Genomic DNA, 24,832 nt, shown 5'->3' with positions numbered 1-24,832 from the left:
TTTTTCTTTTTCGTTGGTCTTTTGATTTTTTCGTATTTTATTGTTCAACGACTTGGACGCGTAATTTAGCGGTAACTGCTGGGTGCAATTTCACTGGCACATCGGCGAGTCCTAACGTCCGCAATGGATGATCGAGTTCAAGTTTGCGTTTGTCGATGATGACGCCGAATTGTTTTTCTAAAGCTTGGGCAATTTGTTTGGAAGGAATCGAGCCAAACAAGCGGCCGTCTTCACCAGATTTAGCGGTAATTTTAACGACGGTTTTTTCATCTTCTAAAGTCGCTTTTAATTGTTGCGCTTCAGCTAAAATTTCAGCTTCGTGTTTTTCTTGCGCTTTTTGTTGCGCGGAAAGTTGGCTCAAGCTGGAATTATTAGCTTCTTTGGCGAGATTATTTTTCAACAAATAATTTTGCGCATAACCGGTAGCCACTTCTTTGACTTGCCCTTTTTTTCCTTTACCTTTAACGTCTTCTAAAAAAATAACTTTCATTTAAGACACTCCTTTTCGACAACTTTTTCGTTCATTTTTTCATTCACTTCTTAATTACTTTGATTCTCTTTATTTTTTTCAATGACGGCCAATAATTGCTCCTTGGCGTCAGCAACGCTCGTCTTTAATTGTACCGCAGCATTCGTAAAATGACCACCGCCGCCGAGATCTTCCATAATCACTTGCACATTAACCGATCCGTTGCTCCGAGCAGAAATCCCCACTTGCCCATCCGTCCTTTTCGTAATCACAAATGAAGCATGAATATCTTGCAGACCTAATAAAGTATCAGCAGCTTTGGCGGCGGTCACTGGGTCGTAAGATTGATCTTCTTTGCCGGTAACAATTACAATATCTTTAGTAATGTATTCCGTTTTACTAATCAAACGACTCATATCTAAATAACTTTGCAAATCGGAACTCAATAAATATTCCGCCAGACTAAGATCCGCGCCTTTTGCCTTCAAAAAACTAGCAATATCAAATGTTCGGGAAGTGGTGCGAACTTTAAAGCTCTTCGTGTCCACTACCATCCCACCATACAATAGTGTTGCTTCTAATTTTGTAATTTGATGGCGCCGATCATCTTGAAAATCAATTAATTCTGCCACCAGCTCAGAAGCCGATGAAGCCGATGATTCTAAATAAACGAGTAACGGCGACTTTGGAAATTCCTCGCCCCGCCGATGATGATCAATGACCGCTACTCTTTCAAAAGATTCATAAACCGCCGGCGAAACAGAAAGGCTCGGCCGATTGTAATCCACCATTACTAACAATGAATTTGTACTTTTTCGTTGCATTGCTTCTTGCGGGGTAACAATTTTTTTAGCCAACTCAGGATATTTTTGAATTTCCTTCAATGCTTTTTCCACATCGGGAATCATTTTCGCTGGGTCAATCACTACCCAAGAAGCTTTTTCATGAAATCCCGCCAAAGCGGCTACACCAAATGCGGCGCCAATCACATCCATATCTGGATAATTATGTCCCATAATAAACACCGAGTCTGCCGCATCCATCAATTCACCAAGAGCTGTCCCGATTGCTCGAGAGCGGACCCGGGTTCGTTTAATATTCGAAGAAGTTTTCCCACCGAAATACTGAGCTTTACTATTTTCCGCTTCTTCTTTAACTACCACTTGATCGCCACCACGCACCAAAGCCATATCCAAATTACTTTGCGCGCCGGCCCCAATTTTTTCCGGATTTTCCGTGCCATAAGCAATCCCCATGGAAATTGTAATCGGCACAGCTTGTTCATTGGTTGCTTTACGCATAATGTCTAACAAATCAAATTTTTTCTCCATCATCACTTCTAAATCCTGATACTGACAAGAAAAAAAGTAACGCTCAGAATTGATTCGCTTGTAGAACACTTGATGCTCGTTCATCCAATCAGAAATATAAGTGGTCAAAAAACTATTTAAATAAGAAATTTCTTTTTCATCCATCTTATCGGTGACTTCATCATAATTGTCTAAGGCCAAAATACCAATTACTAAACGCGATTCGAGATTTTTTTGCCGCAACTCATTTTCCCGAGTAATCTCTTGAAAATAAAGCAACTGATTCTCAGTATCTTTCACCACCAAGTAATCCCGCGCTTCATAAGTTAAGTACGGTTTATTTTTTTCGCTTACGGCAATGAGCTCCGCCATTCCTGCAGTCGTTTTTAAATATTCTGACTCTCCCAATTGTAAAATCGCATAAGGGTTGGCCCACTGCAGTCGATTTTTACTGTCGTAGGCAATAATTCCTACTGGCAAAGTATTCACCGCCGAAGTGATTCCTTCTTCTGCTCTGGCTGTGGCGATTTTTATTCTTTCTTCATTAGACTGATGCAACAGTTTAATGACTCGATAAATACTGACGGCCAAAAGCAAGTTGATCATCATAATTAGGAGTACCTTGATTTGCCAAGTCGGTAACCAGACCACGGTCACCACTTCTAGCAAAATCGTCAAAAGGACACTCAGTAAAAATTGTTTTCGTACTTTTTTATCCATCATAGCTCCTCTCAAACACACTTCATTTTATCATATCTTGAGCCAATCGGAGAAATTCTTCAATTTTGGTTTTTGCGCCAATTTTCCATCTGCTGAATTGCTTTAGCATACATCGCCCCACGATTTTCCCCCACAAAGCGATTGACAAATGCTAAATGCTCCGTGAAATCAGCTGGATCATTAGTCAGATTATAACTTGCCAACAGTAAGGTATAGAATTCGCTGACAAGATTTTCATAAACAAAATATTGCCTAGGTTTCGGCTGGAGAAATTTTTGAAGATCACCTTGAACTCGACGTGCAAAATCCCACTGGTCTCGACTAATCGACCAGTTAATCAGATTACTATAAAAAACAAACAGATAATCTTCAGAATATCTTAATTGCGAAAATTTTTGGATTTTTAGTTGGAGATTTCCATAATCTTCTTTCAACTCTTCCATCTCAAAAATAAAAAGAATATTTGCCATCATCCCCAATTCAAAACGGCCCAAATTTTTGGCGTGCTTGAGATATTGTTTGATGATGAATATTTCTTTTTCTAAACTCATTGTCGACATTTCGATAGATAAATTGGCAGCTGCACTTTTCGCTGCCAATAAGGTCATCGTTAAATATTCAATTTTTTGCGTCTCTTGGTATTTCTTTTTAAACACATTAACATCTTGGGGGAACTGGACTTTTCCATCCGTCATTTTTTTTAGTAATAACTGATAGGCTTGGTTTTCAGGAGAATTTTGATAGTCATTGCAAATAAATTCATACTCATCCCAAGCAATGTACATTTTTTTTAAAAAAGCAGCTAATAAATCATGCCGAATATTCCTACCATCACTTTCAATACTCATTAAAGTTTGTCTGGAACAAATTCCCTGGCACAATTGTTCTTGAGTAATTCCGTGATTTTTTCGCAACTGACTAATAATTTTTCCGTGCTCCATCTCACTAATCCCCTCCCTGTCTTTCCGTTACCTCAATTATACTGAAATTTTTTCTAAAATAAAGAAAATTTAAATTTTAATGCCGAAGTTCTTGACATTTGCCAAAATTGTCCTTGCAATTAATTTTTTAAGCGCTATACTCAGGTTAAATGAAAGGGTTTGTATTCTATGAAAAAAACTGGGAGTGCTGTTGCAGCAAACGTGGCGCTTTTAGCAAAGGTAGAAAAAAATGAATAAAAAATTATGGATTTCACTGATACCTATATATTTATCGGCTATTGTTATGAGCATCGTCAACGACCATTTTCCAAAATTATCTTGGCTTTGGACGATCCTCTATTTTACTTTTGGCGCAGTATATTCAATAATAAAAGTTAAAAAAAACATTAAGGAGGATAAAAATGAGCACTCTCGCTAATGAGTCCTCATTTTGTTTCCTTACTTCACGACTACTTCACAAAAAATTTATTCATACTTCATCGCTATTTACTAATCAAAAATCCAAGGTAACCTTCTCAAAGTTCGCCTTGGATTTTTTTAAAGGATCCTCGCCATGCTTATTTTACAAATCGTTCTTCTTGGTACGATTACTGTTATCGTACTCCTTGTTAAATACCTACCACCACTTATCCGAAACTTTTTAAGAAAAAGAAAATAAAATCTATTCCAAAACTGCTCTAGCAAGAAGACACAATGAAAAAGTTCCCAGTAGCAATTATCGGATATATCAGTTGTGCGCTGCTTTTTTTAGTTTGTAATTATATTGCCCTGCGTTTAGATTGGCGCTATATAGAAATAAAGAAAATTCAAAATTTTAATGCCGAAGTTCTTGACATTTGCCAAAATTGACCTTGTAATTAATTTTTTAAGCGCTATACTCAGGTTAAATGAAAGGGGTTGTATTCGATGAAAAAAATCGGGAGTGCTGTTGCAGCAAACGTGGCGCTTTTCAGTGGATTAAATATTCTTCTAAAAATTTTTGATGAAGGTTTATTTTCCGCTGTTCTTAACTTAAGTTGGATTTGGTTAGGACTTGGTATTTTTTTGGCTTTTTTTTGGTACTATACAGCTCCTGATCAAAAAGATCTGACCGCACAACAAACTAGTTCAATCATCTATATTCTCGGTGGATTGCTTAGCTTACTTAGCCTTTTTATACAAGTAACCTCCGAAAGTGGCTGGTTTGACCTTAGAACATTCGTCATTGGTGCCATCCTTATCTTCCAAGGATGGCAAGCAGTCAATATATATTTTTCTGAAGATTGATAAAAAAATATTTACTGAGTATAGCCAAAAATAAAGGAGGGTATCATGGAAATTAGCCAAGTAAAAAGCAAAAACAGTTTAAAAAATGTTGTGTTTCTTCTCGTCTGGCTGGGATTTTATTTTTATTTACAATATGGAAAACTTTCACCAGGCATTTTTCAGCATTTAGTGGCTCATGATTTTTTATATTTTCGCCTCTCAACAGTGTTTCTATCCGCAGTGATTTGGCAAGAGGATTTATGGGCGAGTCTCCAAAAGATTCAACTTAAAAAAATTTTCCACTATTCAATTGTACTGCCAGTTATTTTTATGGGGATTTCTTCGTTAGTTTATTACTTGTTCTTTGATGTGCAAGGCATTACTGGTCCAACCAACGCCGTGGCATATTTAAACTTTTTGATTCTTTTTCCTCTCATGAGTGAAATTATTTTCCGTTTCCTACCATTAGAACAAGTGGAAAATAAGTATGTCGCCGGACTAATCAGTGTCATTTTCGCTTTAATTTTTGCCGATAGTCTTTCGGCATGGGTTGACGGAAATATTTGGTTGCTGTTGGGATTCGCTGCTTTTTCTCTTATGCAAAGCTTCATCTATTACCGCAGCAAAAATATCTTCTATGGGATTTTTGGCACAGTTGTCTGTAGTGGCGCTTTACTTTTTTTAACAAATTTTTTCTAAAATAACAGGGGCGAGGAGATTTTTTATGCTGACAAACAAATACAAACAAATAATTATGAGTTCGGTCGTTACTCTATCTCTATTTTCCACAGTTGCTCCTTCATTAACTGCGGTAGTGAGTGCCGATACTAATTCGATTACCACTGTAACCTCAATGGAAGACGATGTAAAGTCATGAAAAAATTCTTACTCTTTCTACTACCTATAATTTTGTTTGGTCTCTTAGGGAGAATCCTAAAAGCGATATTTTCACCATTTTGGCTGTGGTCGCTCCTCTATTTTACTTTTGCTGCAGTATATTTAATACTATTAATTAGAAAAATCATTAAGGAGGATAAAAAAGAGGACTCGCAATAGCAAAGAAAATCTGCTGGTTTTTCAAGACGGTTTTTATGGAAATAGCGTTCTAGACTTTTTTGGTTAAAAAAGGCCTGTAAAATAGTTTATCTCATCAAAATTTAGGAGGAATGAAGATGTTAAAATATGCATTTGTTGGATTAGTCACTTTTTTATTGGAACTCCAGTGGTTTTTTATCTTAGAATATCGGGTGTCGTCCCGCGTTCCACTCGTTTTTTTAATGATTATTTCCATTGGTGTCATCATCGGATCTTTTATAATTTCCGTCAATAAAGAGAAACCAAAAGAGAAACCGAAAGAATAACTGGCTAATAAGTTACTTTTTCAACATAAAACTATCCTTGACTAAATAAAAAAATTCCAAAAATTTTAGATGAACAACTATTTTCTACCGTACTTAATCTAAATCGAAAATGAATCAAAAAAAGAGCAACTCAATGAAGAGTTGCTCTTTTGCTTTAGAATTATTGTTCTTCGCCGACAAATGGTAATAAAGCCATGATGCGAGCGCGTTTGATTGCAATAGTAATCATCCGTTGGTTTTTAGCACTTGTGCCAGTAACCCGACGTGGCAAAATTTTTCCACGTTCTGAGATGAAACGATTCAATAAATCGATATTTTTGTAATCAATATATTCAATATGATTGGCTGCGATGTAGTCGACTTTTTTCCGACGACGGCCGCCGCCGCGACGTTGTACTTGGGCCATGTAGTTTTCCTCCTATTTTAAAATGGTAAATCGTCATCTGAGATGTCAACAGTCGATCCGTCATTTCCAAAAGGATCAACATCTCGAGAGAAATCTGGCATTTCATTTTTAGGGGATGTTTGATTAAAATTATTGTTTGAGTTGTTACTATTATTATTACTATAGTTCGCATTACTATTGGAACCTGGACTGCGTTGTTCACTTTGCGATTTGCTTTCCAACAATTGGAAAGAATCAGCCACAACTTCGGTCACATAGACGCGTTGACCTTGTTGATTATCGTAGTTACGGGTTTGAATCCGACCAACGATACCTACAAGCGTCCCTTTGCGTGCCATATTCGCCATCAATTCAGCAGATTTCCGCCAAATAACACATTGAATAAAGTCAGCTTCGCGATTACCGCTTTTATCGGTAAAATTACGATTGACTGCTAACGTGAACGTAGCTACAGCAGCTCCCGCTGGTGTGTAACGTAAATCAGGATCTTTGGTCAGGCGACCAACTAAGACAACATTGTTAATCATCTCAACATCTCCTTTGTCTTTGCTTCACAAGAAACAATTTTTTTAAACTTCTTCTTTGACAATCATGTGACGAAGAATATCGTCGTTGATTTTAGCTAAACGGTCAAATTCATCGATGCCTGCAGCATTTGATGCAGAAACTTTGACGATATGATAGATGCCTTCGCTGAAATTATTAATTTCATACGCTAGACGACGTTTTTGCCAATCTTTTGATTCAACGATTTCTGAACCGTTGTCTGTTAAGACTGCATCAAAACGTTCTACCAATGCAGTTTTTGCTTCTTCATCAATGTTTGGACGAATGATATACGTAACTTCATATTTCGTTTGTTCCATTGATTTTTCACCTCCCTATGGACTTTGGCTCTTTAAAAAGAGCAGAGAGAGCGTCTTTTCGACTACTCACAAGTTCCAATTATACGCTAAAACTATCTTTTACGCAAATAAATTTCAGCCGAATTTTTCGGGCTTATAAAAAGATACGCCAACTAATACAAAAGAAAAAAAAGATGTGCCAAATTTCTTGGACACATCTTTTAATTTATTTATTCTTCGCTTTGATTGTCAGTGTTTGTTTCATCAAGATCATCTGCTTGATTTTCCACATCGACTTCCGCTACTTCAGCAATATCAGTTACGAATTCTTGTTTTTCAAATTCTCTGCTCTCGGTATTTTCAGTGAGAAATTCTTCAGTTGTAGCCGGTTTTTCTTCAAGCGTTTCAGTTTCTTCACTGTCTTCTTCTTTTGGTGTAACGGCCATAGTAGCAATTTTTGCATCTTGTTCCATCCGCATCAAACGTACACCTAAAGTAGCGCGACCAGTTTGGGAAACGGAATCGACACCGAAACGAATAATTACACCATTATTACTAATCGCTAAAATATCTTCCGAACCATCGACGGTGGCAATACCGGCTAACGGTCCATTTTTTTCAGTAATATTAGCGGTCTTAATTCCTTTACCGCCGCGACCTTTCACAGGATATTCGCTAGCTTTAGTTTTTTTGCCGTAACCATTTTCGGTAATCACAAGAACTTGGCTATCTTCCGTGAGAATATCCGCGCCAACGACATAATCGCCCTCGCGCAAACGAATCCCTCGAACCCCAGCAGCACTTCGGCCCATATCACGGACGTCAGTTTCTTTAAAGGTGACGGAATAACCATTGTGCGTCCCAATCAAAATTATATCTTGACCTATCGTTGACATGACAGAAACCAATTGATCATTTTCCCGCAAATTAATCGCAATCAAACCAGACTGACGAATATTGGCAAACGCTGAAGCGCTGGTCCGTTTCACTGTCCCAAGTTTAGTCGTAAAGAACAAATATTGTTCGTCTTGATTGTTGTGGCCACGAACGGCAATAATCGCTTGGATTTTTTCTTGATTATCAATACCTAATAAATTAATAATCGGAATTCCTTTAGCTGTTCGGGAATATTCAGGAATTTCGTACCCTTTTGCTTTATAAACTTTCCCGTTATCGGTGAAAAAGAGGAGGGTGTCATGCGTGGAAGCCGACAATAAAATTTTAATAAAATCATCATCGTGCATGCCCATCCCTTGAACGCCACGACCGCCGCGACGTTGCGAACGGAATTCTGTTTGGGAAACGCGTTTAATGTAGCCATTATTCGTTAAAGTGACTACCACTTCTTCTTCTTCAATCAAATCTTCATCTTCTAAAGATAATACTTCGCCGACTAAAAGTTCGGTCCGACGTGGATCGCCGTATTTTTCTTTAATTTCTAGAAGTTCGTCGTTAATAATTTGTTGCACGCGTTCTGGTTTGGCTAAAATATCCGTCAAATCTTCAATCAAAGTTAATAAGTTTTGATATTCTTCTTCGATTTTATCTCGTTCCAAACCGGTTAAACGGCGTAAACGCATATCTAAAATAGCTTGCGCTTGGCGATCAGAAAATTCAAAGCGTTCAATTAAAGCATTTTTTGCGACTTCATCGGTGTTGCTAGCACGAATAATATGAATAATTTCGTCAATATGATCTAGCGCAATCCGTAAACCTTCTAAAATATGAGCGCGAGCTTCAGCTTTATTTTTATCAAAGACGGTCCGACGAGTGATAACTTCTTTTTGATGCTCAACATAATAATAAAGCATTTCTTTGAGGCTCAAAATTTTTGGCACGCCGTCAACAATTGCTAACATATTAAAGCCAAAAGAAGTTTGCAAGCTTGTTAATTTGTATAAATTATTTAAAAGCACTGAAGCGGAGACATCGCGGCGCGTTTCAATCAAAATCCGCATTCCTTTACGACTAGATTCATCGCGCAAAGTCGTGATACCTTCGATTTTTTTCTCTCGGTGTAAATCTGAAATCCGTTCAATTAAACGGGCTTTATTGACCATGTAAGGTAACTCGGTCACTAAAATCCGTTCTTTGCCGTTAGCCATTTGTTCGATTTCAACTTTGGCCCGAACGGTAATTGATCCTCTCCCGGTTTCATAAGCGCGACGAATACCAGATTTACCCATGACTAAGCCGCCCGTTGGAAAATCAGGCCCCGGTAAAACGTCCATTAGTTCAGCTGTTGTCACATCAGGATTATCCATTAACAAATGAATCGCCGAAATAACTTCACTTAAATTATGCGGTGGAATATTTGTCGCCATCCCAACGGCAATCCCAGTAGCGCCATTGACTAATAAATTGGGAAAACGAGCAGGTAAGACAACCGGTTCTCTTTCACTACCGTCATAGTTATCGGTAAAATCAACAGTATCTTTATTTAAATCCCGCAATAATTCTAGCGCAATTTTACTCATCCGCGCTTCGGTATAACGCATCGCCGCAGCGCCATCGCCATCGACTGAGCCAAAGTTCCCGTGGCCATCAACTAACATATTGCGATAACTAAATGGTTGAGCCATCCGCACCATTGATTCATAAATCGCCGAGTCACCGTGTGGATGATACTTACCCATAACATCCCCAACAATACGCGCCGATTTTTTGTGGGCTTTGTCAGGAGTCACACCAAGTTCACTCATCCCGTACAAAATACGGCGGTGAACTGGCTTCAATCCGTCACGAACATCAGGCAGAGCCCGAGCGACGATAACGGACATGGCATAGTCGATAAAGGATTCCTTCATCTCACTTGCTAAATTGACGTCTTGAATATTTTCGCGTTTTTCTTCTTCAGCCATGAAAAATAAATTCCTCCTTTATTAAATATCTAAGTTTTTCACGTAATGAGCATTTTCTTCGATAAATTGACGACGAGGTTCTACTCGATCACCCATCAACATATCAAACACTTGGTCAGCTTCAATCGCATCTTCTACTGAAACGCGGGCCATAATCCGATTTTCTGGATCCATAGTCGTTTCCCACAATTGATGGAAGTCCATTTCTCCTAAACCTTTGTACCGTTGAACGGAAGCTTTTGGTGATTTAGGCAAATTAGCTAGTACGTCTGCCAATTTTTCATCGGCATCTTTACCAGAAGGAATATAAGTAATATTTTTCCCTTGTTTCACTCCGTAAAGAGGCGGTTGGGCAATATAAACGTAGCCGGCTTCCACCACTGGACGCATGTAACGATAAAATAAAGTTAACAACAGCGTCCGAATATGCGCGCCATCCACATCGGCATCGGTCATAATAACTAATTTGTGGTAACGAGCTTTCGCCACATCAAAATCAGCACCAAAACCAGTACCCATCGCTGTAAATAATGAACGAATTTCTTCATTGGCTAAAATTTTATCCATGCTGGCTTTTTCAACATTTAAAATTTTACCGCGAATTGGCAAAATGGCTTGGATTTCCCGATCACGACCTTGTTTAGCTGAACCACCGGCGGAATCTCCTTCGACAATAAATAATTCAGAACGTGTCGCATCATTAGAAGAGCAATCGGCCAATTTTCCTGGCAAATTAGAAATTTCTAGCGCTGATTTACGACGAGTTACTTCCCGCGCGCGCTTAGCAGCAAGACGAGCACGAGAGGCGAGCATTCCTTTTTCGACAATTTTGCGGCCGACTGCTGGATTTTCCATCAAGAATTTAGCAAAATGTTCCGAGAACAAGCGATCAGTAACCGTACGAACTTCGGAGTTGCCGAGTTTCGTTTTCGTTTGTCCTTCAAATTGAGGATCAGGATGTTTAATGGAAATAACCGCCGTCAATCCTTCACGCACATCTTCACCGCTAAGATTTTCTTCATTTTCTTTAATTAATTTGGCTTTTTTGGCATAATCATTAATCACTCGCGTTAAAGCCGTCTTGAACCCAAACTCGTGGGTCCCGCCTTCATACGTGTGAATATTATTAGCAAAACTCATAATATTCGTGTGGTAGCCCTCGGTATATTGCATGGACACTTCCACCACGATATCTTGTTGTTCGCCTTCTAAATAAATAGGTTCGGGAAAAATTACTGGTTTATTTTCATTAAGGTAACCGACGTAACTTTTAATTCCGCCTTCGTAATGATAAACCTTTTTAACTGTTTCTTCGGGACGTAAATCTTCAATTGAGATTTTCAAACCGCGATTTAAAAAGGCGAGTTCGCGAATACGAACGGATAATTTATTAAAATCAAATTCGGTAGTTTCTTTAAAAATTTCTGGATCGGGAATAAAGTGAACAGTCGTACCGTGACGAGTAGTATCGCCGATAATTTTCAGATCAGCGGCCACTTTTCCTTGGTGAAACACTTGATAATAAATTTTTCCGCCGTTGTACACTTTCACATCCAACTGGGTCGATAAAGCATTAACAACAGACGAGCCCACCCCGTGGAGTCCACCGGAAACTTTATAGCCCCCGCCGCCAAATTTACCGCCGGCGTGCAATACCGTAAAGACAGTTTCCACAGCAGGTCGACCAGTTTTCGCTTGAATCCCCACTGGAATTCCGCGGCCATCATCGACGACGGTAATTGAGCCGTCGTGTTCAACGGTGACATTAATTTCTTTGGAGAATCCAGCTAAAGCTTCATCGATGGAGTTGTCGACAATTTCCCAAACCAAATGATGCAACCCTTCGCTACTCGTGGCACCAATATACATCCCAGGACGTTTGCGGACGGCTTCCAATCCTTCTAAAACTTGAATTTGGCTGGCGTCATATTCTTTAGCTCGTTCAGTTAATTCTTTGGCAGCTTCTTCAGCGGCGGCTTTTTCTTCAGCTGTTTCTACGACTGTTTCTTCTGCGGTTGATTCATCGGTAACTTCTTCAGTGATTTCTCCGGTGACTTCTTGAGTTTCAGTTGATTCGCTTGATTGCATTTCTTCATTTAAATTTTTTTCTTCTTCTGTCAAAATGTTCCCTGCCTTTCAATTGTTCCATGTGAAACAGTAAAAATATCTGGTTGCACGGTTAAATTTTTTTTGAGGTGGGCGAGTGTGGTGGTGGTTAGGAAAGTTTGCACCCGTCCTTCAATTGTTTCTAGCAAATGCATTTGGCGTGAGTCGTCAAGTTCACTCATCACGTCATCTAATAATAAAATCGGATATTCGCCGAGAATTTCTTTCATTAAATCAATTTCCGCCAGTTTCACCGAAAGAGCGGTAGTCCGTTGTTGACCTTGCGAGCCAAACGTTTGGACATTGCGTTCATTAATTAAAAATAATAAATCATCGCGATGGGGACCAATTAATGTGGTGTGGCGAAATTGTTCTTGCGATTTTTTTTGCTTTAAAGCGGCGGTAAATTGTTCCGTTAAAGCTTTGGTTTCGCTACTTTCAAATGAAAAACTTGGTGCATACTCAAAAGTTAAAACTTCTTGCGGGGAAATAGCGCCGTGCATTTTTTGCGCCCATTGCTCTAATTTTTTTAAAAACCGCAAACGCTGCTGCAAAATAATGACGCCACTTTTGACAAACTCTTCTGTTAAAACATCTAAAAGGAGTTGATCGAATTTTTCTTGCTTTAACATAGCGTTACGCTGTTTTAATAATCGATTGTACTTCACCAATTCATAAAGATAGACCGGCGAAATTTGGCCAAGCTCCATATCAATGAAGCGTCGGCGCTGGGCCGGTCCACCTTTTACTAGCGCTAAATCTTCTGGGGCAAATAAAATCACATTAAGATGTCCTATGTAATCACTTAGTCTTTTTTGCTCCAGGTGATTGACTTTTGTTTTTCGTCCTTTGTTGGTTAACTGAATTTCCAGCGGCAAAGTGGTATTTTTTTTCTCGATGGTCCCTAAAATGCGGGCGGAATTTTTTTGCCAGGCAATTAATTCCTTTTCGTTGGTGGTCCGATGAGAACGCGACATCGCCAACACATAAATCGCTTCTAAAATATTCGTCTTGCCTTGCGCATTTTCTCCAAGAAAAATATTCAAGGAGTTAGGAAAATGTAAATTCAACTGCGAATAATTGCGGAAATTTTCCAGTTGTAACTGTGTTAACTTCATTCTTCGTTTGGATCAGAGGCAGACTCAGGCGTGGTTCCGTCATTTTTCACCACAAAAAAAGTACCTTCATCAGGTAACTCCACCATCATCCCAGCATAAATTTTGCGGCCCCGACGATCTTCCGGTTCACCATCGACAAAAACCGTATTTTCGCGCAAATACCATTTGGCTTGTCCGCCGCTTTGAATAGCGCTAACGTCTTTCAGTAATTGGCCCAAGGTAATAAATTCGCTCAATAAGACATAATTTTTTTTCATTCTCGGCCTCCTTTGGGCAAAAATCATATACTACTATTATAGCTCATTTTTCAGAGAAATTCAAATTTTCGGGGAGTATTTCTCTTTTTTTAGCTTTTGATAAAATATCTCGATTTTATAAAAAAAAGCTATAATCCCCTTTTTTTTGCGAAATTTTAACTTGGCGCTAAATTTTAGTAATTCACTCTTGAATAAATTATAAAAAAAAGCAGAGAAAAATAGTAGAATATTTTCCTCTGCTTTTTCAATTATTAGTAATCTCCAGCAAACTGGTCTGTCTGTTGGCTTTGGCTAATTTTTTGCTCTTTCAGTTGCCAAATAAAATCATAATCTTGCTTGTTTGAATAATGATGTGCAATTTCAATCACTGTTTGCGGTAAAGACAATAAAATATTTCGCAGTGCTTGACTATTTTCTGCGTCTAAAGCGGCGGTGATTTCATCGGCTAAAATAATTTTTGCTTGCCGCAATAAAGGAAAAAGGACGATCCAATTAAGCAATGGACAACTCTTGCCTATTTCTCGGAAATACTATCCAGAACTAAAACAATATCTAGGACATTGAAATAGCCACCAGTTCTCGTTTTCACGATTGCGGGTGACTGATTTTCAAAAAATTTTTTATCTTAAAATTAAAAAAGTTCCCTGTTGAAAAAATCAACGGGGAACTTTTTTGTACTTATAATTAATTCGTTCGTACTGGTGTAATCAACTGGACAAAGTCAAGATCTTCAGTCACTGGTTCTAAAGTGAATGGGCGAACGGCTGAAAGGAAATGAACGTCAATTTCATTAGCGGAAAATGCCCGCAGCGCGTCTTTCATGTAATCAGGATTGAAAGAAATCTCTAGCGGATCGCCAGAAACTTTAATATAATTCAATTCTTCTTCCACGTAGCCGACTTCAGGGGAATTGCCGGAAAGTAAAATCCGCTCGTCATTAATCGACAATTTAACAATATTATTGCGACCTTCATGACTCAATAAAGAAGCACGCTCAATCGCTTGAGCGAGTTCAACGCGGGTAAAAGTTGCTTCGGTGCTGAAGCTGTTAGGAATTAAGCGCGCCGTGTCAGGATAATTTCCTTCTAGTAAGCGGGAGTAAAAATACATATTTTCTGTTTTGAACAAGACTTGGTTTTCCATAATGGCCATTTCGACGATTTGATGATCATCAAGAAATGAACGTGACAATTCCACTAAACTTTTTCCAGGGATTACAATATTAAAATTCAAATCACTAGCTAAAGTTAGGCGGCGTTGGCTTAAGCGATGAGAGTCAGTAGCGACCGCGGTTAACAATTGATCGGCTAACGTAAAATGAATCCCCGTTAAAATCGGGCGACTTTCATGTTGGCTAACGGCAAAACCTGTTTCAGCAATTAATTGGCTCAGCATGCCAGCTTCCATTTCCACTTGGTTGGCAGAATCGATCACCGGCAGATGAGGATAATTTTCAGCATCTAGTCCGTTAACGACAAATTCAGCTTTTCCGGAAGTGATTTTGACTTGATTGTTATCAGTAACTTCAAAAGTGAAAAATTCTTCCGGCAAGCGGCGAATAATTTCTGAAAAGAAACGTGCTTGTAAAACAATTTCACCGGTGGATTCCATATCCATTTGCGCTTTTTCATCGTCGAGCTTTAGTAAGGTTTCAATGGAAATATCGGTGTTGCTCCCCGTAAGATGAATTCCTTCTTTACTAAAAACAATTTTAACCCCGGTTAAAATCGGAATCGTCGTCTTGGAGGAAATAGCCCGTTGAACAGTTTGCAACTCTTGCATAAAAATCGATCGTTTGACAGTAACTTTCAAATGAAACACTCCTTTAAAATAAATGATAAGAATAACTACAAAATAAATGCGAGTTCAATTTCTTTGCTTCGTTTGACTTTCGTTTTTAATCTTCAGCGTAAGCAAATTTTTAAGAACTTGGACTTTTAATTAATAATAAAAAAATAGTAGTAGTAGTAGGCACGGTGGATGTTGGGGAAAAGTTGGCGCGGGTAAGTGGAGATAAGACTTTTCCACCTGTGGATAAACTGTGGAAAAAAATCAACTTTTTGAAATGTTATCCACAAGTCTTCATTGGGGATTGTTTTGCCTTGTCTAGTAGAAAAAGCTTTTAATGAATTAATTTGCTCTTTAAATCGTTCACTTCTTTTAAAATTTGTTGATCGGTAGTGATGAGTTGTTCGATTTTTTCATGAGCGTGAATGACAGTGGTGTGATCTTTGCCGCCAAATTCAGCGCCGATTTTTGGTAAAGAGGAATCGGTCAGCTCGCGGGCGAGATACATAGCGATTTGGCGCGGAACAACAATTTGTTTGACGCGTTTTTTCCCTTTTAAATCTTTCAAGGTAATGTGATAATACTTGGCGACTTCTTCTTGAATATACAAAATCGACAGCTCGACTCCTTTACCATTAGGCTTCAAACTTTTTAAAGCGTCCGCTGCTAGACTAGTCGAAATTTCTTGATTATTCATGGTAGCATAAGCTTGGACCCGCACCAGTGCGCCTTCCAGTTCACGAATATTAGAATCGATTTGCCCGGCGATGTAACTTAAAGTGTCATCGGGAATTTCTAGCCGATCGCTGTCGGCTTTTTTCCGCAAAATAGCAATCCGCGTTTCCAAATCCGGTGGCGTAATATCAATCGATAAGCCCCAAGCAAAGCGAGAAACCAAACGCTGCTGGAGTTTAGGAATTTCATTTGGCAGGCGATCGCTAGTTAAAACAATTTGCCGCTGCAAGTCGTACAAAGCATTAAAGGTATGGAAAAATTCTTCCTGCGTACCTTCTTTGTCGGCGAAAAATTGAATATCATCAACTAAAAGCAGATCGACATTTCGATATTCTTGGCGAAACTCTTCATTAGTATTGTAACGAATCGAATTAATATAATCGTTGGCAAATGTTTCTGAAGAGACGTATTTTATTTTGGCATTGGGATTGTTAGACAGCATCTGGTGACCAATGGCGTGCATTAGATGGGTTTTGCCCAGACCAACGCCACCATAAAAGAAGAGCGGATTGTAAATAGTACCCGGTTCTTCAGCAACAACTAAAGCTGCGGCGTGGGCCATCTGATTGCCTTTACCAATAACAAAAGTATCGAAAGTATATTTTGGATTGAGCAAAACTTTTTTGCCTAGAGCCACTTGGGCATTTTGAGCAGGAGTAATAATTTCAGGTTCCACCATCGTTGGTTCTTGGTTTTCAATAGTGATGACCGGCGTAATTTCTTGATTGAATAGACGGAAACTAATTTCCACCACGCGGGCGGTAAGATTTTTTTCCCAGTATTCTTTATGGAGTTTGGAAGGAACTTCAATGAAAATTTTTTGATTTTCCAGACGAATGGGGCGAGCTGATAAAATCCAAGCTTCAAAGCTGGGTTTGGACAATTCGTGTTGATACGTCTGTTTGATTTCCTCCCACAACGAGGAGATATCAGGCATAGAAGAGCCTCCTTTGAGTTTTACACATCTGAGTCAATTTTAGCATGGTTAAATAGATTTTTCCACAGAAATTCACACTTGTGGAAAAAAAGATCCCCAAGCCGTGGAAAAGTTATCCACATGAAAGAAATATTTTGGGTATAACTGAGGAATAAAAAAGTTATTTTAAAGTTGTCCACAAAAAATAATAAAAACAAAGCCTTGTCCTAACTAACTTTTAAGAAGATGTCCACAATTAAAAAAAACACTGGGGATAAGTTAAACACAGCCAGTAAATTTGTGGACAACTTGGGGAAAAGTACGGTAAAAGACAAAAGAAAAAAACGGCGATGCACAAGAGACGGGATAAAAATTTTATTTTGTGGATAAGTTAAGAGAGAACATTACAGTTTTTTTCTGAAAATTATTTGACAAAGACGCGTACTTTTTTATATAATAGCAAGGTATGTCGTAGTAATGCTTCAGGAGGTGGAATGATGAAAAGAACTTACCAACCAAATAAACGCAAACGTGCCAAAGTTCATGGCTTTAGACAACGCATGAGTACAAAAAATGGTCGACGCGTTTTAGCTGCACGTCGTCGTAAAGGACGTAAAGTTTTAAGTGCTTAAACCGCTGACTTTTTCAGTGGTTTTTTTTTTGCAAAATTTTAAAGCAAAATCCGTAAAAGAATGGTAAAATGAAACCGTTCATTTGATTTTAGAAAGTTGATTGTGATGAAGAAAAAATTTCGTGTCAAAAAAGAAAGTGATTTTCAAGAAGTGTTTAATAGCGCGACTAGTTGCGCCAATCGTAATTTTGTTGTCTATCAGTTACCTAAAGCGGGGCAAAAACATTTTCGCGTCGGCCTTTCTGTCGGCAAAAAAATTGGAAATGCCGTGGCTCGTAATCAAATGAAACGGTATCTTCGGCAAGGTTTGCAAGAATTAGAGCCGGGGATTGTACCGGAAGTTGATTTCATTATTATTGCTCGCGTCGGTAGTCAACATTTGGATTATCATCAAGTGAAAAAAAACTTGACCCACGTTTTAAAATTAGCCAATTTGTATCAAGAAAGTGTATTTCAAAAAAGTGTATTTCAAAAAAGTTTACAGCAAGAAAGCGTCGAGAAAGGTGAGATTTTGTGAAAAAATATAAAAAATTATGGCTGTCATTAGGCCTCTTAAGTTTGGTTCTAGTGCTCGCAGCCTGTGGAACGGCTGAAGTCACTTCAGAAAGTTCCGGCCTTTGGGACAAAATTGTTTACTTCTTTGCCCAAGCGATTCAATTTTTATCCATCGGTGGTAATATCGGGATCGGGATTATTTTATTTACGATAATCATTCGTCTTCTTCTTTTACCATTAATGAATTATCAAACCAAATCGATGCGCAAAACGCAAGAGTTGCAACCGAAAATTAAAGCGATCAAGGCTAAATATCCTTTCAAGGATCAAGAAAGCCAACGCTTAATGAATGAAGAAACACAACGCCTTTATAAAGATAATAATGTTAATATGTATGCCGGTTGTTTACCAATTTTTGCCCAAATGCCAGTCATGATTGCTTTGTATCAATCAATTTCTCGGGTGCCAGAACTTAGACAAGGTCATTTTTTGTGGTTGGATTTATCAACGCCCGATCCTTATTATATTTTGCCCATCTTAGCGGCGGTCTTCACTTTCTTGTCTAGCTACTTAGCTAGCATGTCCCAATTAGAAAAAAATTCCAGCACGACCGTTATGAATTTCGTCATGCCGTTAATGATTTTCTTCATGGGTATGAATTTTGCCAGCTCCCTTTCTTTATACTGGGTAGTTTCTAATGCCTTTCAAGTGGGGCAAACTTTGTTAATTAATAATCCTTTCAAAATTCGTAACGAACGCCAAGAAGCATTGCGGATTGAAAAAGAAAAAGAGCGGGCGTTGGCTAAAGCGCTAAGTCCGAAGAAGAAAAAAAATAAAAAACGTTAGGTGGGATTCAGATGCCAAAATTTACCGGAGAAAATGTCGAATTAGCCTTAGCATCAGCGTTAAAAAGTTTACAAGTTGAAAAAAATCAAGTAACGATCCACATTTTGGACCCCGGCAAAAAAGGATTTTTAGGTATTGGCAAAAAAGACGCCATTTTAGAAGTGAGTTTAATAGAAGAAGCAACACCCAAGCAAACTTCAACGGCTGTAAAAAAAACAGTTGAAGAAAAAAATGCCGGCGAAGAAAAAAATATTGTCGCAACAGAAAAATCCGCCGACTCAACACTAGCACCAGACTCTACGCCCGTTAAAACAGCAACGGATGAAAACTTGCCTGAAGAAAACCAAAATGATGAAGATATCGATGCTCTTTTTGCTGAAACAGGCGAATATTTAGTAGAAATCGTTAAACAGCTGGGGGCGCCTTCTGAAGTAACGATTGAAAAAAAACGCGATGCAATAATTTTTCATTTGGAAACGGAAAAACAAGGGATTGTCATTGGTAAACACGGCAAAGTTTTAAACGCGCTTCAATATTTGGCGCAAGTGTATTTGCACCGTAACGTTAAAGGGAAAATTTCGGTGATTGTTAACGTCGGCGATTATCGTCAACGGCGTCAAGTCATCTTGGAGCGTCTCGCTTATCGCACTGCTGATCAAGTGAAAAGAACCAAAATGCCCGTGATTTTAGAACCGATGCCAGCATTTGAACGGAAACAAATCCACGCTATCCTTAATAAAAATCAATATGTCAAAACCCACTCGGAAGGCAACGAACCTTATCGTTACTTAGTGGTGGAACCAAGCGACAAAAAGATTTTTTAGTTAGTAGTAGATGAGATTTTTATAGCAATTGCAACTAAAACATTGACAATTAACTACAGAACCGCTATATTAGATACGAAATCATTCTTATCGTCAGTAGAAATACTTTTGATAAGTCGTCAAATTCTTCGTGTATTTGACAATGGTCCTTGCTAACGAACCCATACGTTGGTAAGGATTTTTTTTTAGCCAAAATTTAGGTAAATGTAGCAAAAGGAGAACTTCAAATGCAAAATTTGTGGAAACTGGTGACTGAATTTATAGCTAACTATAATATCGTCGGTCTATTTCTTTTGCTACTCTATTTTTTTTACTATTGGCGTTTTGAAAAGCAGCGGAAGTCCATTCATCCATTTTTATTATTTCTTGTTGCCTGTTTATTAGTGGTGGCGATGCTAGTGACGCGGGGTGTCATAGTTTTTTTGCTACTGTTAGGGATAGTTATTTTTGAAAAATGGAAAGAACGAAAGAAAATTTAGTGATTTAGTGATTGAGGGAGCATTTCGATGCTTCCTTTTTTTGTGCTATCATTTGACAGAAATTCTACATCCATGAGCATATTAGATATATAAAGAATTAAAGGAGTGGGGAAAATGAACAAATACGGGAAGTTTTTGGTAATGATTTTAGTTTCGACGGTAATTATGTTTGGGATGATGTATTTAAATGTATTCTCTATTGATCATATTTTTTTCAGTCAGACGCGCGCTTTTATGGCTTTGATGATGGGTGCGGTGATGGCGATGATTATGATTTTGTTTATGTGGAAGATGTATGATAAGAAAAAAATCAATATCGGCATTTTAATTGTTAGTTTGCTTGTTTTTGGCGGCTCACTTTATATGGTAAGAAGTCAGACGGCCGTTGACGATACGAAATGGATGAAAGCCATGATCCCCCACCATTCGATTGCTATTTTGACCAGCAGTCGTGCAGATTTAACCGATCCCGAGGTCAAAGAACTAGCAGAAAAAATTTTGACCGCCCAAGAAGAAGAAATCGAGGAAATGAAAGAGCTGATTAAAAGATTGGAAGCAGAAGGAAAATAATTTTTCTAGCAGGTTGAAGCTCACTGAAACCAGAAAAGTTTCGGCAAAATACTAGCAGACAGCTTGAAAATAATTTTTTCTTGAATATCTGTAAAAATCGTGCTATTATGTACCCAATATTGAAGTGCAGTCAAGTGCGCCTCTCCCTGGAATTTTCGGGGAGAAATCCGCGCTTTTTTTGTTGCTCTTTTTTTGGTTAATCGAGGAAAACGAAGCGAATAAATTAAATATCCTATTAAGATAACGAATGAGAAATTTAGGAAGGAACCAATCATGGAAATTTTAGAATTTGAAACAATCGCTGCTATTTCAACGCCACCAGGTGTGGGGGCGATTAGTATTGTCCGTTTATCAGGCGATCAGGCCTTTGAGATTGCTGATAAAGTTTTTGTCGGCGGGAAAAAATTAAGCCAGGCCAAAACCCACACCATTCATTACGGTCATATCGTTGATCCTATGACGGAAAAAACGATGGATGAAGTATTGGTTTCCGTGATGAAAGGACCGAAAACATTTACCGCTGAAGATGTGGTAGAAATTAATTGCCACGGCGGTATTGTCGTTGTTCAGCAAATTTTACAATTATTATTGCGCAGCGGCGCGCGTTTGGCTGAGCCAGGAGAATTTACTAAGCGAGCCTTTTTAAATGGAAGAATTGATTTATCACAATCAGAAGCGGTGATGGATTTGATTCGCGCCAAAACTGATCTCGCTGTGGACATGGCTTTGCAACAGTTAGACGGCCAACTCTCCAAGCGGATTAAAGCGTTGCGCCAAGAAATTTTAGAAACTTTGGCCCAAGTGGAAGTCAACATCGACTATCCAGAATATGACGATGTGGAAGAAGTGACGTCAGCTTTAATGAAAGAAAAAGCCGAAGAAATCTCCGGAAAAATTGCCAGCTTGCTAGAACACGCCCAACAAGGAAAAATTTTGCGTGAAGGATTGCAAACCGCAATTATCGGCCGACCTAACGTTGGTAAATCTTCTCTTTTGAATTATTTATTAAAAGAAGACAAGGCCATCGTTACTGAAATTCCCGGCACGACCCGTGATGTAATCGAAGAATATTTGGATTTGGGCGGCGTGCCATTGAAACTCGTGGACACAGCCGGTATTCGAGAAACCGATGATATCGTCGAAGCTATGGGCGTAAAAAAATCTCGGCAAGCGCTGGACAAAGCAGATCTCGTCTTGCTCGTTTTGAATCAAAATGAAGCACTGACGATTGAAGATGAAACTTTATTAATAGAAACAAAAGATAAACCGCGCGTGATTTTACTCAATAAAATGGACTTGCCAACGAAAATAACGCAAGCTGATTTAGAAAAATTTGACGTGGATGCAGATGAAATTTTACCAGTCTCCGTTTTAACGAGCGTCGGCTTAGAAAAATTAGCCAAAAAAATTCAAACAATCTTTTTTGGCGGCCAAATCGAACAACAAGACGCCACTTATTTATCCAACGTGCGCCACATTGCCTTGTTGGAACAAGCCCAACAATCATTGCAAGAAGTTTTGAACGGCCTCGCTCATCAAATGCCAGTCGATCTCGTCCAAATTGACTTCACTCGCAGTTGGGAACAACTAGGCGAAATTATCGGCGAAAGTGCCCCCGACGAATTAATCACCCAACTATTCAGCCAATTCTGCCTAGGGAAATAAAGGATGTCGAAGGCGCGTTAAGGGACGTAGAAAAATAGGAAAACATTAAAAATCCCGGTTTTGGATTTTAAATTGTTTTATCTTTTTTCCTAGTTCCTGCGCCTAAGACACCGTCAAATAAGGATGTCGAAGGCGCGATTAGGGACGTAAGAAAATAGGAAAACTGAATGCGAATGGAACATTCGCCAGAAGTTTTATCTTTTTCTCTAGTCACTGCGCCTAAGACACCGTCAATAAGATTTTCAAAGCTAGCAAACAAAACAAAACAATTTGAATTGAAAACTCAATAAACAACAGAAAGTAGGAAAGAATTTGGAAATTTTTGATGCAGGTAATTTTGATGTCATTGTCGTTGGTGCCGGTCATGCTGGTAGCGAAGCAGCTTTGGCCGCCGCGCGCATGGGTTGCGAAACGCTCCTTTTAACAATTAATCTTGATATGGTCGCTTTTATGCCTTGTAATCCTTCTGTCGGTGGCCCGGCTAAAGGCGTTGTTGTCCGAGAAATTGATGCGCTCGGTGGCGAAATGGGTAAAAATATCGACAAAACTTATATTCAAATGCGGATGCTCAACACTGGCAAAGGCCCGGCTGTTCAAGCTCTCCGCGCTCAAGCTGACAAACGTGCTTATGCCAATGAAATGAAAAAAACAATTGAAGTCCAAGAAAAATTAACTTTGCGTCAAGGAATTGTTGAAGATTTAGTTGTTGTTGATGGCAAAGTTTGCGGCGTAATTACGCAAACCGGTGCAAAATATGGCGCTAAAGCAGTAGTTATCACAGCTGGGACTGCTTTACGGGGCGAAATTATTATTGGCGATTTGAAATATTCATCTGGTCCGAATAATTCGCAACCGGCTGTTAAACTTTCCGCTAATTTGAAAAAATACGGTTTAGTTTTAGATCGTTTTAAAACTGGGACACCGCCACGGGTTTTATCCGATTCGATTGATTATAACAAAACGGAAATTCAACCTGGCGACACAACTCCGAACCATTTTAGTTTTTCTAGTAAAGATGAAGATTATTTGCAAGATCAAACGCCATGTTGGCTGACTTATACTAATGCCACCACCCATGAAGTCATCCGCGAAAATTTGCATCGGGCGCCGATGTTTACAGGAATTGTTGAAGGCGTTGGTGCGCGTTACTGCCCTTCAATCGAAGACAAAATTGTTCGATTTGCCGATAAAGAACGTCATCAATTATTTTTGGAACCAGAAGGACTGGAAACACAAGAAGTTTACGTCCAAGGATTTTCCACTTCAATGCCGGAAGAAGTCCAAGTAAAAATGCTCCACTCCGTCGCTGGATTAGAAAATGCAGAAATGATGCGCACCGGTTACGCCATTGAATACGATGTCGTCTTGCCGCACCAATTGCGCCCATCGCTAGAAACAAAAGTTGTCAAAAATTTATTTACCGCCGGCCAAACTAACGGCACATCTGGTTACGAAGAAGCCGCCGGTCAGGGGATTATGGCAGGCATGAACGCTGCTTTAAAAGTCCAAGGCAAAGATCCATTTGTTATGAAACGTTCTGAAGGTTATATTGGCGTGATGATTGATGATTTGGTGACTAAAGGAACGAGCGAACCTTATCGCCTGTTGACAAGCCGCGCTGAATATCGGTTGATTTTGCGCCACGATAATGCTGATTTTCGTCTGACAGAAATCGGACATGACTTAGGATTAGTCAAAGAAGAACAATACGCTGCGTTTATCGCCCGCAAAACCGCCGTGGAAAATGAAATTTTGCGTCTTGAAACTTTGCGAATTAAACCAACTGAACAAGTGCAAGCCTTTTTAGCAGAAAAAAATTCAGCGACTTTAAAAGACGGCATCTTAGCCAGTGATTTACTCAAACGACCTGAGTTAACTTACCAAGACGTGGCCCAATTTTTGCCAACGCTTGAAGAAGTTCTCGATCATCGAGTGATTGAACAAGTCAGCACGCAAATCAAATACGAAGGCTACATCAAAAAAGCGCTAGAAAAAGTAGCTAAGCTCAAACGCTTAGAAGCTAAAAAAATTCCAACAAATCTTGATTACACAAAAATTAATGGACTAGCCACTGAAGCCGTCCAAAAATTAGGCAAAATCCAACCCGAAACCCTCGCGCAAGCTGGGCGTATCTCAGGCGTTAATCCTGCCGACTTATCTATTTTGATGGTTTATGTGGAACAAGGAAAATTAGCCAAAACATCTTCATTTTAAATGATGAATCAAAAAGCAACCGCGACAAAA

General features: G+C 38.9%; 24 protein-coding genes. 11 read left to right on the top strand and 13 right to left on the bottom strand.

The window, feature by feature from the left end:
- Nucleotides 1-37: 37 nt before the first annotated feature.
- The 3 genes from rplI to BQ5341_RS02025 are packed head-to-tail and all read right to left on the bottom strand — an operon-like array spanning nucleotide 38 to nucleotide 3,440.
- Nucleotides 38-490 carry a 50S ribosomal protein L9 gene (gene rplI, locus BQ5341_RS02035; protein WP_071130413.1) on the bottom strand — a complete coding sequence of 151 codons (453 nt, stop codon included), beginning with the start codon at nucleotides 488-490 and terminating at the stop codon, nucleotides 38-40.
- 50 nt (nucleotides 491-540) lie between these two features.
- A complete protein-coding gene (locus BQ5341_RS02030; RefSeq protein WP_071130412.1) occupies nucleotides 541-2,499 on the bottom strand; it encodes a DHH family phosphoesterase in 1,959 nt (652 codons plus the stop codon).
- 59 nt (nucleotides 2,500-2,558) lie between these two features.
- The gene (locus BQ5341_RS02025; RefSeq protein ID WP_071130411.1) at nucleotides 2,559-3,440 is read right to left on the bottom strand and encodes a helix-turn-helix transcriptional regulator; all 882 of its coding nucleotides are present in this window, start codon (nucleotides 3,438-3,440) and stop codon (nucleotides 2,559-2,561) included.
- A gap of 906 nt (nucleotides 3,441-4,346) precedes the next feature.
- Between BQ5341_RS02025 and BQ5341_RS02015 the strand changes: the two genes are divergently transcribed.
- From BQ5341_RS02015 to BQ5341_RS02000, 3 genes are all read left to right on the top strand, one after another.
- The gene (locus BQ5341_RS02015; protein WP_071130409.1) at nucleotides 4,347-4,706 is read left to right on the top strand and encodes a hypothetical protein; all 360 of its coding nucleotides are present in this window, start codon (nucleotides 4,347-4,349) and stop codon (nucleotides 4,704-4,706) included.
- Nucleotides 4,707-4,751: 45 nt separating this feature from the next.
- Nucleotides 4,752-5,384: a CPBP family glutamic-type intramembrane protease gene (locus tag BQ5341_RS02010; protein ID WP_071130408.1), complete on the top strand. Its 633-nt coding sequence runs from the start codon at nucleotides 4,752-4,754 to the stop codon at nucleotides 5,382-5,384.
- A 473-nt stretch (nucleotides 5,385-5,857) separates the two neighbouring features.
- Complete coding sequence (locus tag BQ5341_RS02000) at nucleotides 5,858-6,046, top strand: hypothetical protein (RefSeq protein WP_071130406.1); 189 nt, start codon at nucleotides 5,858-5,860, stop codon at nucleotides 6,044-6,046.
- A gap of 160 nt (nucleotides 6,047-6,206) precedes the next feature.
- On the opposite strand, the gene rpsR is transcribed toward BQ5341_RS02000, so the two are convergent.
- The 10 genes from rpsR to dnaA form a co-directional block, all read right to left on the bottom strand.
- A complete protein-coding gene (gene rpsR, locus BQ5341_RS01995) occupies nucleotides 6,207-6,452 on the bottom strand; it encodes a 30S ribosomal protein S18 (RefSeq protein ID WP_071130405.1) in 246 nt (81 codons plus the stop codon).
- Between the two features lie 17 nt (nucleotides 6,453-6,469).
- Entirely contained in the window at nucleotides 6,470-6,979 is a 510-nt protein-coding gene (gene ssb, locus BQ5341_RS01990; RefSeq protein WP_071130404.1) for a single-stranded DNA-binding protein, read from the bottom strand.
- Between the two features lie 42 nt (nucleotides 6,980-7,021).
- On the bottom strand, nucleotides 7,022-7,318 hold the full coding sequence (gene rpsF, locus BQ5341_RS01985) for a 30S ribosomal protein S6 (protein ID WP_071130403.1): 297 nt from the start codon (nucleotides 7,316-7,318) through the stop codon (nucleotides 7,022-7,024).
- A 209-nt stretch (nucleotides 7,319-7,527) separates the two neighbouring features.
- Nucleotides 7,528-10,158 carry a DNA gyrase subunit A gene (gene gyrA / locus BQ5341_RS01980; RefSeq protein WP_083378560.1) on the bottom strand — a complete coding sequence of 877 codons (2,631 nt, stop codon included), beginning with the start codon at nucleotides 10,156-10,158 and terminating at the stop codon, nucleotides 7,528-7,530.
- A gap of 21 nt (nucleotides 10,159-10,179) precedes the next feature.
- Nucleotides 10,180-12,279, bottom strand: a complete 2,100-nt coding sequence (gyrB, locus tag BQ5341_RS01975; protein ID WP_235836357.1) for a DNA topoisomerase (ATP-hydrolyzing) subunit B — start codon at nucleotides 12,277-12,279, stop codon at nucleotides 10,180-10,182.
- Nucleotides 12,276-13,382: a DNA replication/repair protein RecF gene (recF, locus tag BQ5341_RS01970; RefSeq protein ID WP_071130402.1), complete on the bottom strand. Its 1,107-nt coding sequence runs from the start codon at nucleotides 13,380-13,382 to the stop codon at nucleotides 12,276-12,278. Before recF ends, gyrB begins: the two co-directional genes overlap by 4 nt.
- Nucleotides 13,379-13,639, bottom strand: a complete 261-nt coding sequence (gene yaaA, locus BQ5341_RS01965; RefSeq protein ID WP_071130401.1) for a S4 domain-containing protein YaaA — start codon at nucleotides 13,637-13,639, stop codon at nucleotides 13,379-13,381. The genes recF and yaaA overlap by 4 nt, the downstream gene beginning before the upstream one ends.
- 251 nt (nucleotides 13,640-13,890) lie before the next feature.
- Nucleotides 13,891-14,139 (bottom strand): P-loop NTPase family protein, encoded by a 249-nt coding sequence (locus tag BQ5341_RS01960; RefSeq protein ID WP_071130400.1) that lies wholly within the window; start codon nucleotides 14,137-14,139, stop codon nucleotides 13,891-13,893.
- A gap of 184 nt (nucleotides 14,140-14,323) precedes the next feature.
- Nucleotides 14,324-15,451 (bottom strand): DNA polymerase III subunit beta, encoded by a 1,128-nt coding sequence (gene dnaN / locus BQ5341_RS01955; RefSeq protein WP_071130399.1) that lies wholly within the window; start codon nucleotides 15,449-15,451, stop codon nucleotides 14,324-14,326.
- Between the two features lie 310 nt (nucleotides 15,452-15,761).
- Nucleotides 15,762-17,099 (bottom strand): chromosomal replication initiator protein DnaA, encoded by a 1,338-nt coding sequence (gene dnaA, locus BQ5341_RS01950; protein WP_071130398.1) that lies wholly within the window; start codon nucleotides 17,097-17,099, stop codon nucleotides 15,762-15,764.
- 476 nt (nucleotides 17,100-17,575) lie between these two features.
- On the opposite strand from dnaA, the gene rpmH reads away from it, so the two are divergent.
- From rpmH to mnmG, 8 genes are all read left to right on the top strand, one after another.
- Nucleotides 17,576-17,710 (top strand): 50S ribosomal protein L34, encoded by a 135-nt coding sequence (gene rpmH, locus BQ5341_RS01945; RefSeq protein ID WP_071130397.1) that lies wholly within the window; start codon nucleotides 17,576-17,578, stop codon nucleotides 17,708-17,710.
- 105 nt (nucleotides 17,711-17,815) lie between these two features.
- Nucleotides 17,816-18,226, top strand: coding sequence for a ribonuclease P protein component (gene rnpA / locus BQ5341_RS01940; protein ID WP_071130396.1), 411 nt, complete (start codon nucleotides 17,816-17,818; stop codon nucleotides 18,224-18,226).
- Nucleotides 18,223-19,050, top strand: coding sequence for a membrane protein insertase YidC (locus BQ5341_RS01935; protein WP_071130395.1), 828 nt, complete (start codon nucleotides 18,223-18,225; stop codon nucleotides 19,048-19,050). The genes rnpA and BQ5341_RS01935 overlap by 4 nt, the downstream gene beginning before the upstream one ends.
- A gap of 11 nt (nucleotides 19,051-19,061) precedes the next feature.
- A complete protein-coding gene (gene jag, locus BQ5341_RS01930; protein ID WP_071130394.1) occupies nucleotides 19,062-19,874 on the top strand; it encodes an RNA-binding cell elongation regulator Jag/EloR in 813 nt (270 codons plus the stop codon).
- A gap of 227 nt (nucleotides 19,875-20,101) precedes the next feature.
- Nucleotides 20,102-20,353, top strand: coding sequence for a hypothetical protein (locus tag BQ5341_RS01925; protein WP_071130393.1), 252 nt, complete (start codon nucleotides 20,102-20,104; stop codon nucleotides 20,351-20,353).
- A gap of 114 nt (nucleotides 20,354-20,467) precedes the next feature.
- The gene (locus BQ5341_RS01920) at nucleotides 20,468-20,923 is read left to right on the top strand and encodes a DUF305 domain-containing protein (protein WP_071130392.1); all 456 of its coding nucleotides are present in this window, start codon (nucleotides 20,468-20,470) and stop codon (nucleotides 20,921-20,923) included.
- A 270-nt stretch (nucleotides 20,924-21,193) separates the two neighbouring features.
- Entirely contained in the window at nucleotides 21,194-22,588 is a 1,395-nt protein-coding gene (mnmE, locus tag BQ5341_RS01915) for a tRNA uridine-5-carboxymethylaminomethyl(34) synthesis GTPase MnmE (protein ID WP_071130391.1), read from the top strand.
- A 312-nt stretch (nucleotides 22,589-22,900) separates the two neighbouring features.
- Nucleotides 22,901-24,802, top strand: coding sequence for a tRNA uridine-5-carboxymethylaminomethyl(34) synthesis enzyme MnmG (gene mnmG / locus BQ5341_RS01910; protein ID WP_071130390.1), 1,902 nt, complete (start codon nucleotides 22,901-22,903; stop codon nucleotides 24,800-24,802).
- The last annotated feature ends 30 nt before the right edge of the window (nucleotides 24,803-24,832 follow it).

This window comes from Enterococcus timonensis (assembly GCF_900104595.1).
In the GTDB taxonomy this organism is placed as follows: Bacteria; Bacillota; Bacilli; order Lactobacillales; family Enterococcaceae; genus Enterococcus_J; species Enterococcus_J timonensis.
The sequence above is the reverse complement of the archived record's forward strand: the minus strand, read 5'-3'. Positions and strand labels throughout refer to the sequence as shown.

Bases quoted from the DNA above. Each gene is read 5' to 3' on its own strand.
- rplI (WP_071130413.1), bottom strand. From the start codon at position 490: ATGAAAGTTATTTTTTTAGAAGACGTTAAAGGTAAAGGAAAAAAAGGG.
- BQ5341_RS02030 (WP_071130412.1), bottom strand. From the start codon at position 2,499: ATGGATAAAAAAGTACGAAAACAATTTTTACTGAGTGTCCTTTTGACG.
- BQ5341_RS02025 (WP_071130411.1), bottom strand. From the start codon at position 3,440: ATGGAGCACGGAAAAATTATTAGTCAGTTGCGAAAAAATCACGGAATT.
- BQ5341_RS02015 (WP_071130409.1), top strand. From the start codon at position 4,347: ATGAAAAAAATCGGGAGTGCTGTTGCAGCAAACGTGGCGCTTTTCAGT.
- BQ5341_RS02010 (WP_071130408.1), top strand. From the start codon at position 4,752: ATGGAAATTAGCCAAGTAAAAAGCAAAAACAGTTTAAAAAATGTTGTG.
- BQ5341_RS02000 (WP_071130406.1), top strand. From the start codon at position 5,858: ATGTTAAAATATGCATTTGTTGGATTAGTCACTTTTTTATTGGAACTC.
- rpsR (WP_071130405.1), bottom strand. From the start codon at position 6,452: ATGGCCCAAGTACAACGTCGCGGCGGCGGCCGTCGTCGGAAAAAAGTC.
- ssb (WP_071130404.1), bottom strand. From the start codon at position 6,979: ATGATTAACAATGTTGTCTTAGTTGGTCGCCTGACCAAAGATCCTGAT.
- rpsF (WP_071130403.1), bottom strand. From the start codon at position 7,318: ATGGAACAAACGAAATATGAAGTTACGTATATCATTCGTCCAAACATT.
- gyrA (WP_083378560.1), bottom strand. From the start codon at position 10,158: ATGGCTGAAGAAGAAAAACGCGAAAATATTCAAGACGTCAATTTAGCA.
- recF (WP_071130402.1), bottom strand. From the start codon at position 13,382: ATGAAGTTAACACAGTTACAACTGGAAAATTTCCGCAATTATTCGCAG.
- yaaA (WP_071130401.1), bottom strand. From the start codon at position 13,639: ATGAAAAAAAATTATGTCTTATTGAGCGAATTTATTACCTTGGGCCAA.
- dnaA (WP_071130398.1), bottom strand. From the start codon at position 17,099: ATGCCTGATATCTCCTCGTTGTGGGAGGAAATCAAACAGACGTATCAA.
- rpmH (WP_071130397.1), top strand. From the start codon at position 17,576: ATGAAAAGAACTTACCAACCAAATAAACGCAAACGTGCCAAAGTTCAT.
- rnpA (WP_071130396.1), top strand. From the start codon at position 17,816: ATGAAGAAAAAATTTCGTGTCAAAAAAGAAAGTGATTTTCAAGAAGTG.
- jag (WP_071130394.1), top strand. From the start codon at position 19,062: ATGCCAAAATTTACCGGAGAAAATGTCGAATTAGCCTTAGCATCAGCG.
- BQ5341_RS01925 (WP_071130393.1), top strand. From the start codon at position 20,102: ATGCAAAATTTGTGGAAACTGGTGACTGAATTTATAGCTAACTATAAT.
- BQ5341_RS01920 (WP_071130392.1), top strand. From the start codon at position 20,468: ATGAACAAATACGGGAAGTTTTTGGTAATGATTTTAGTTTCGACGGTA.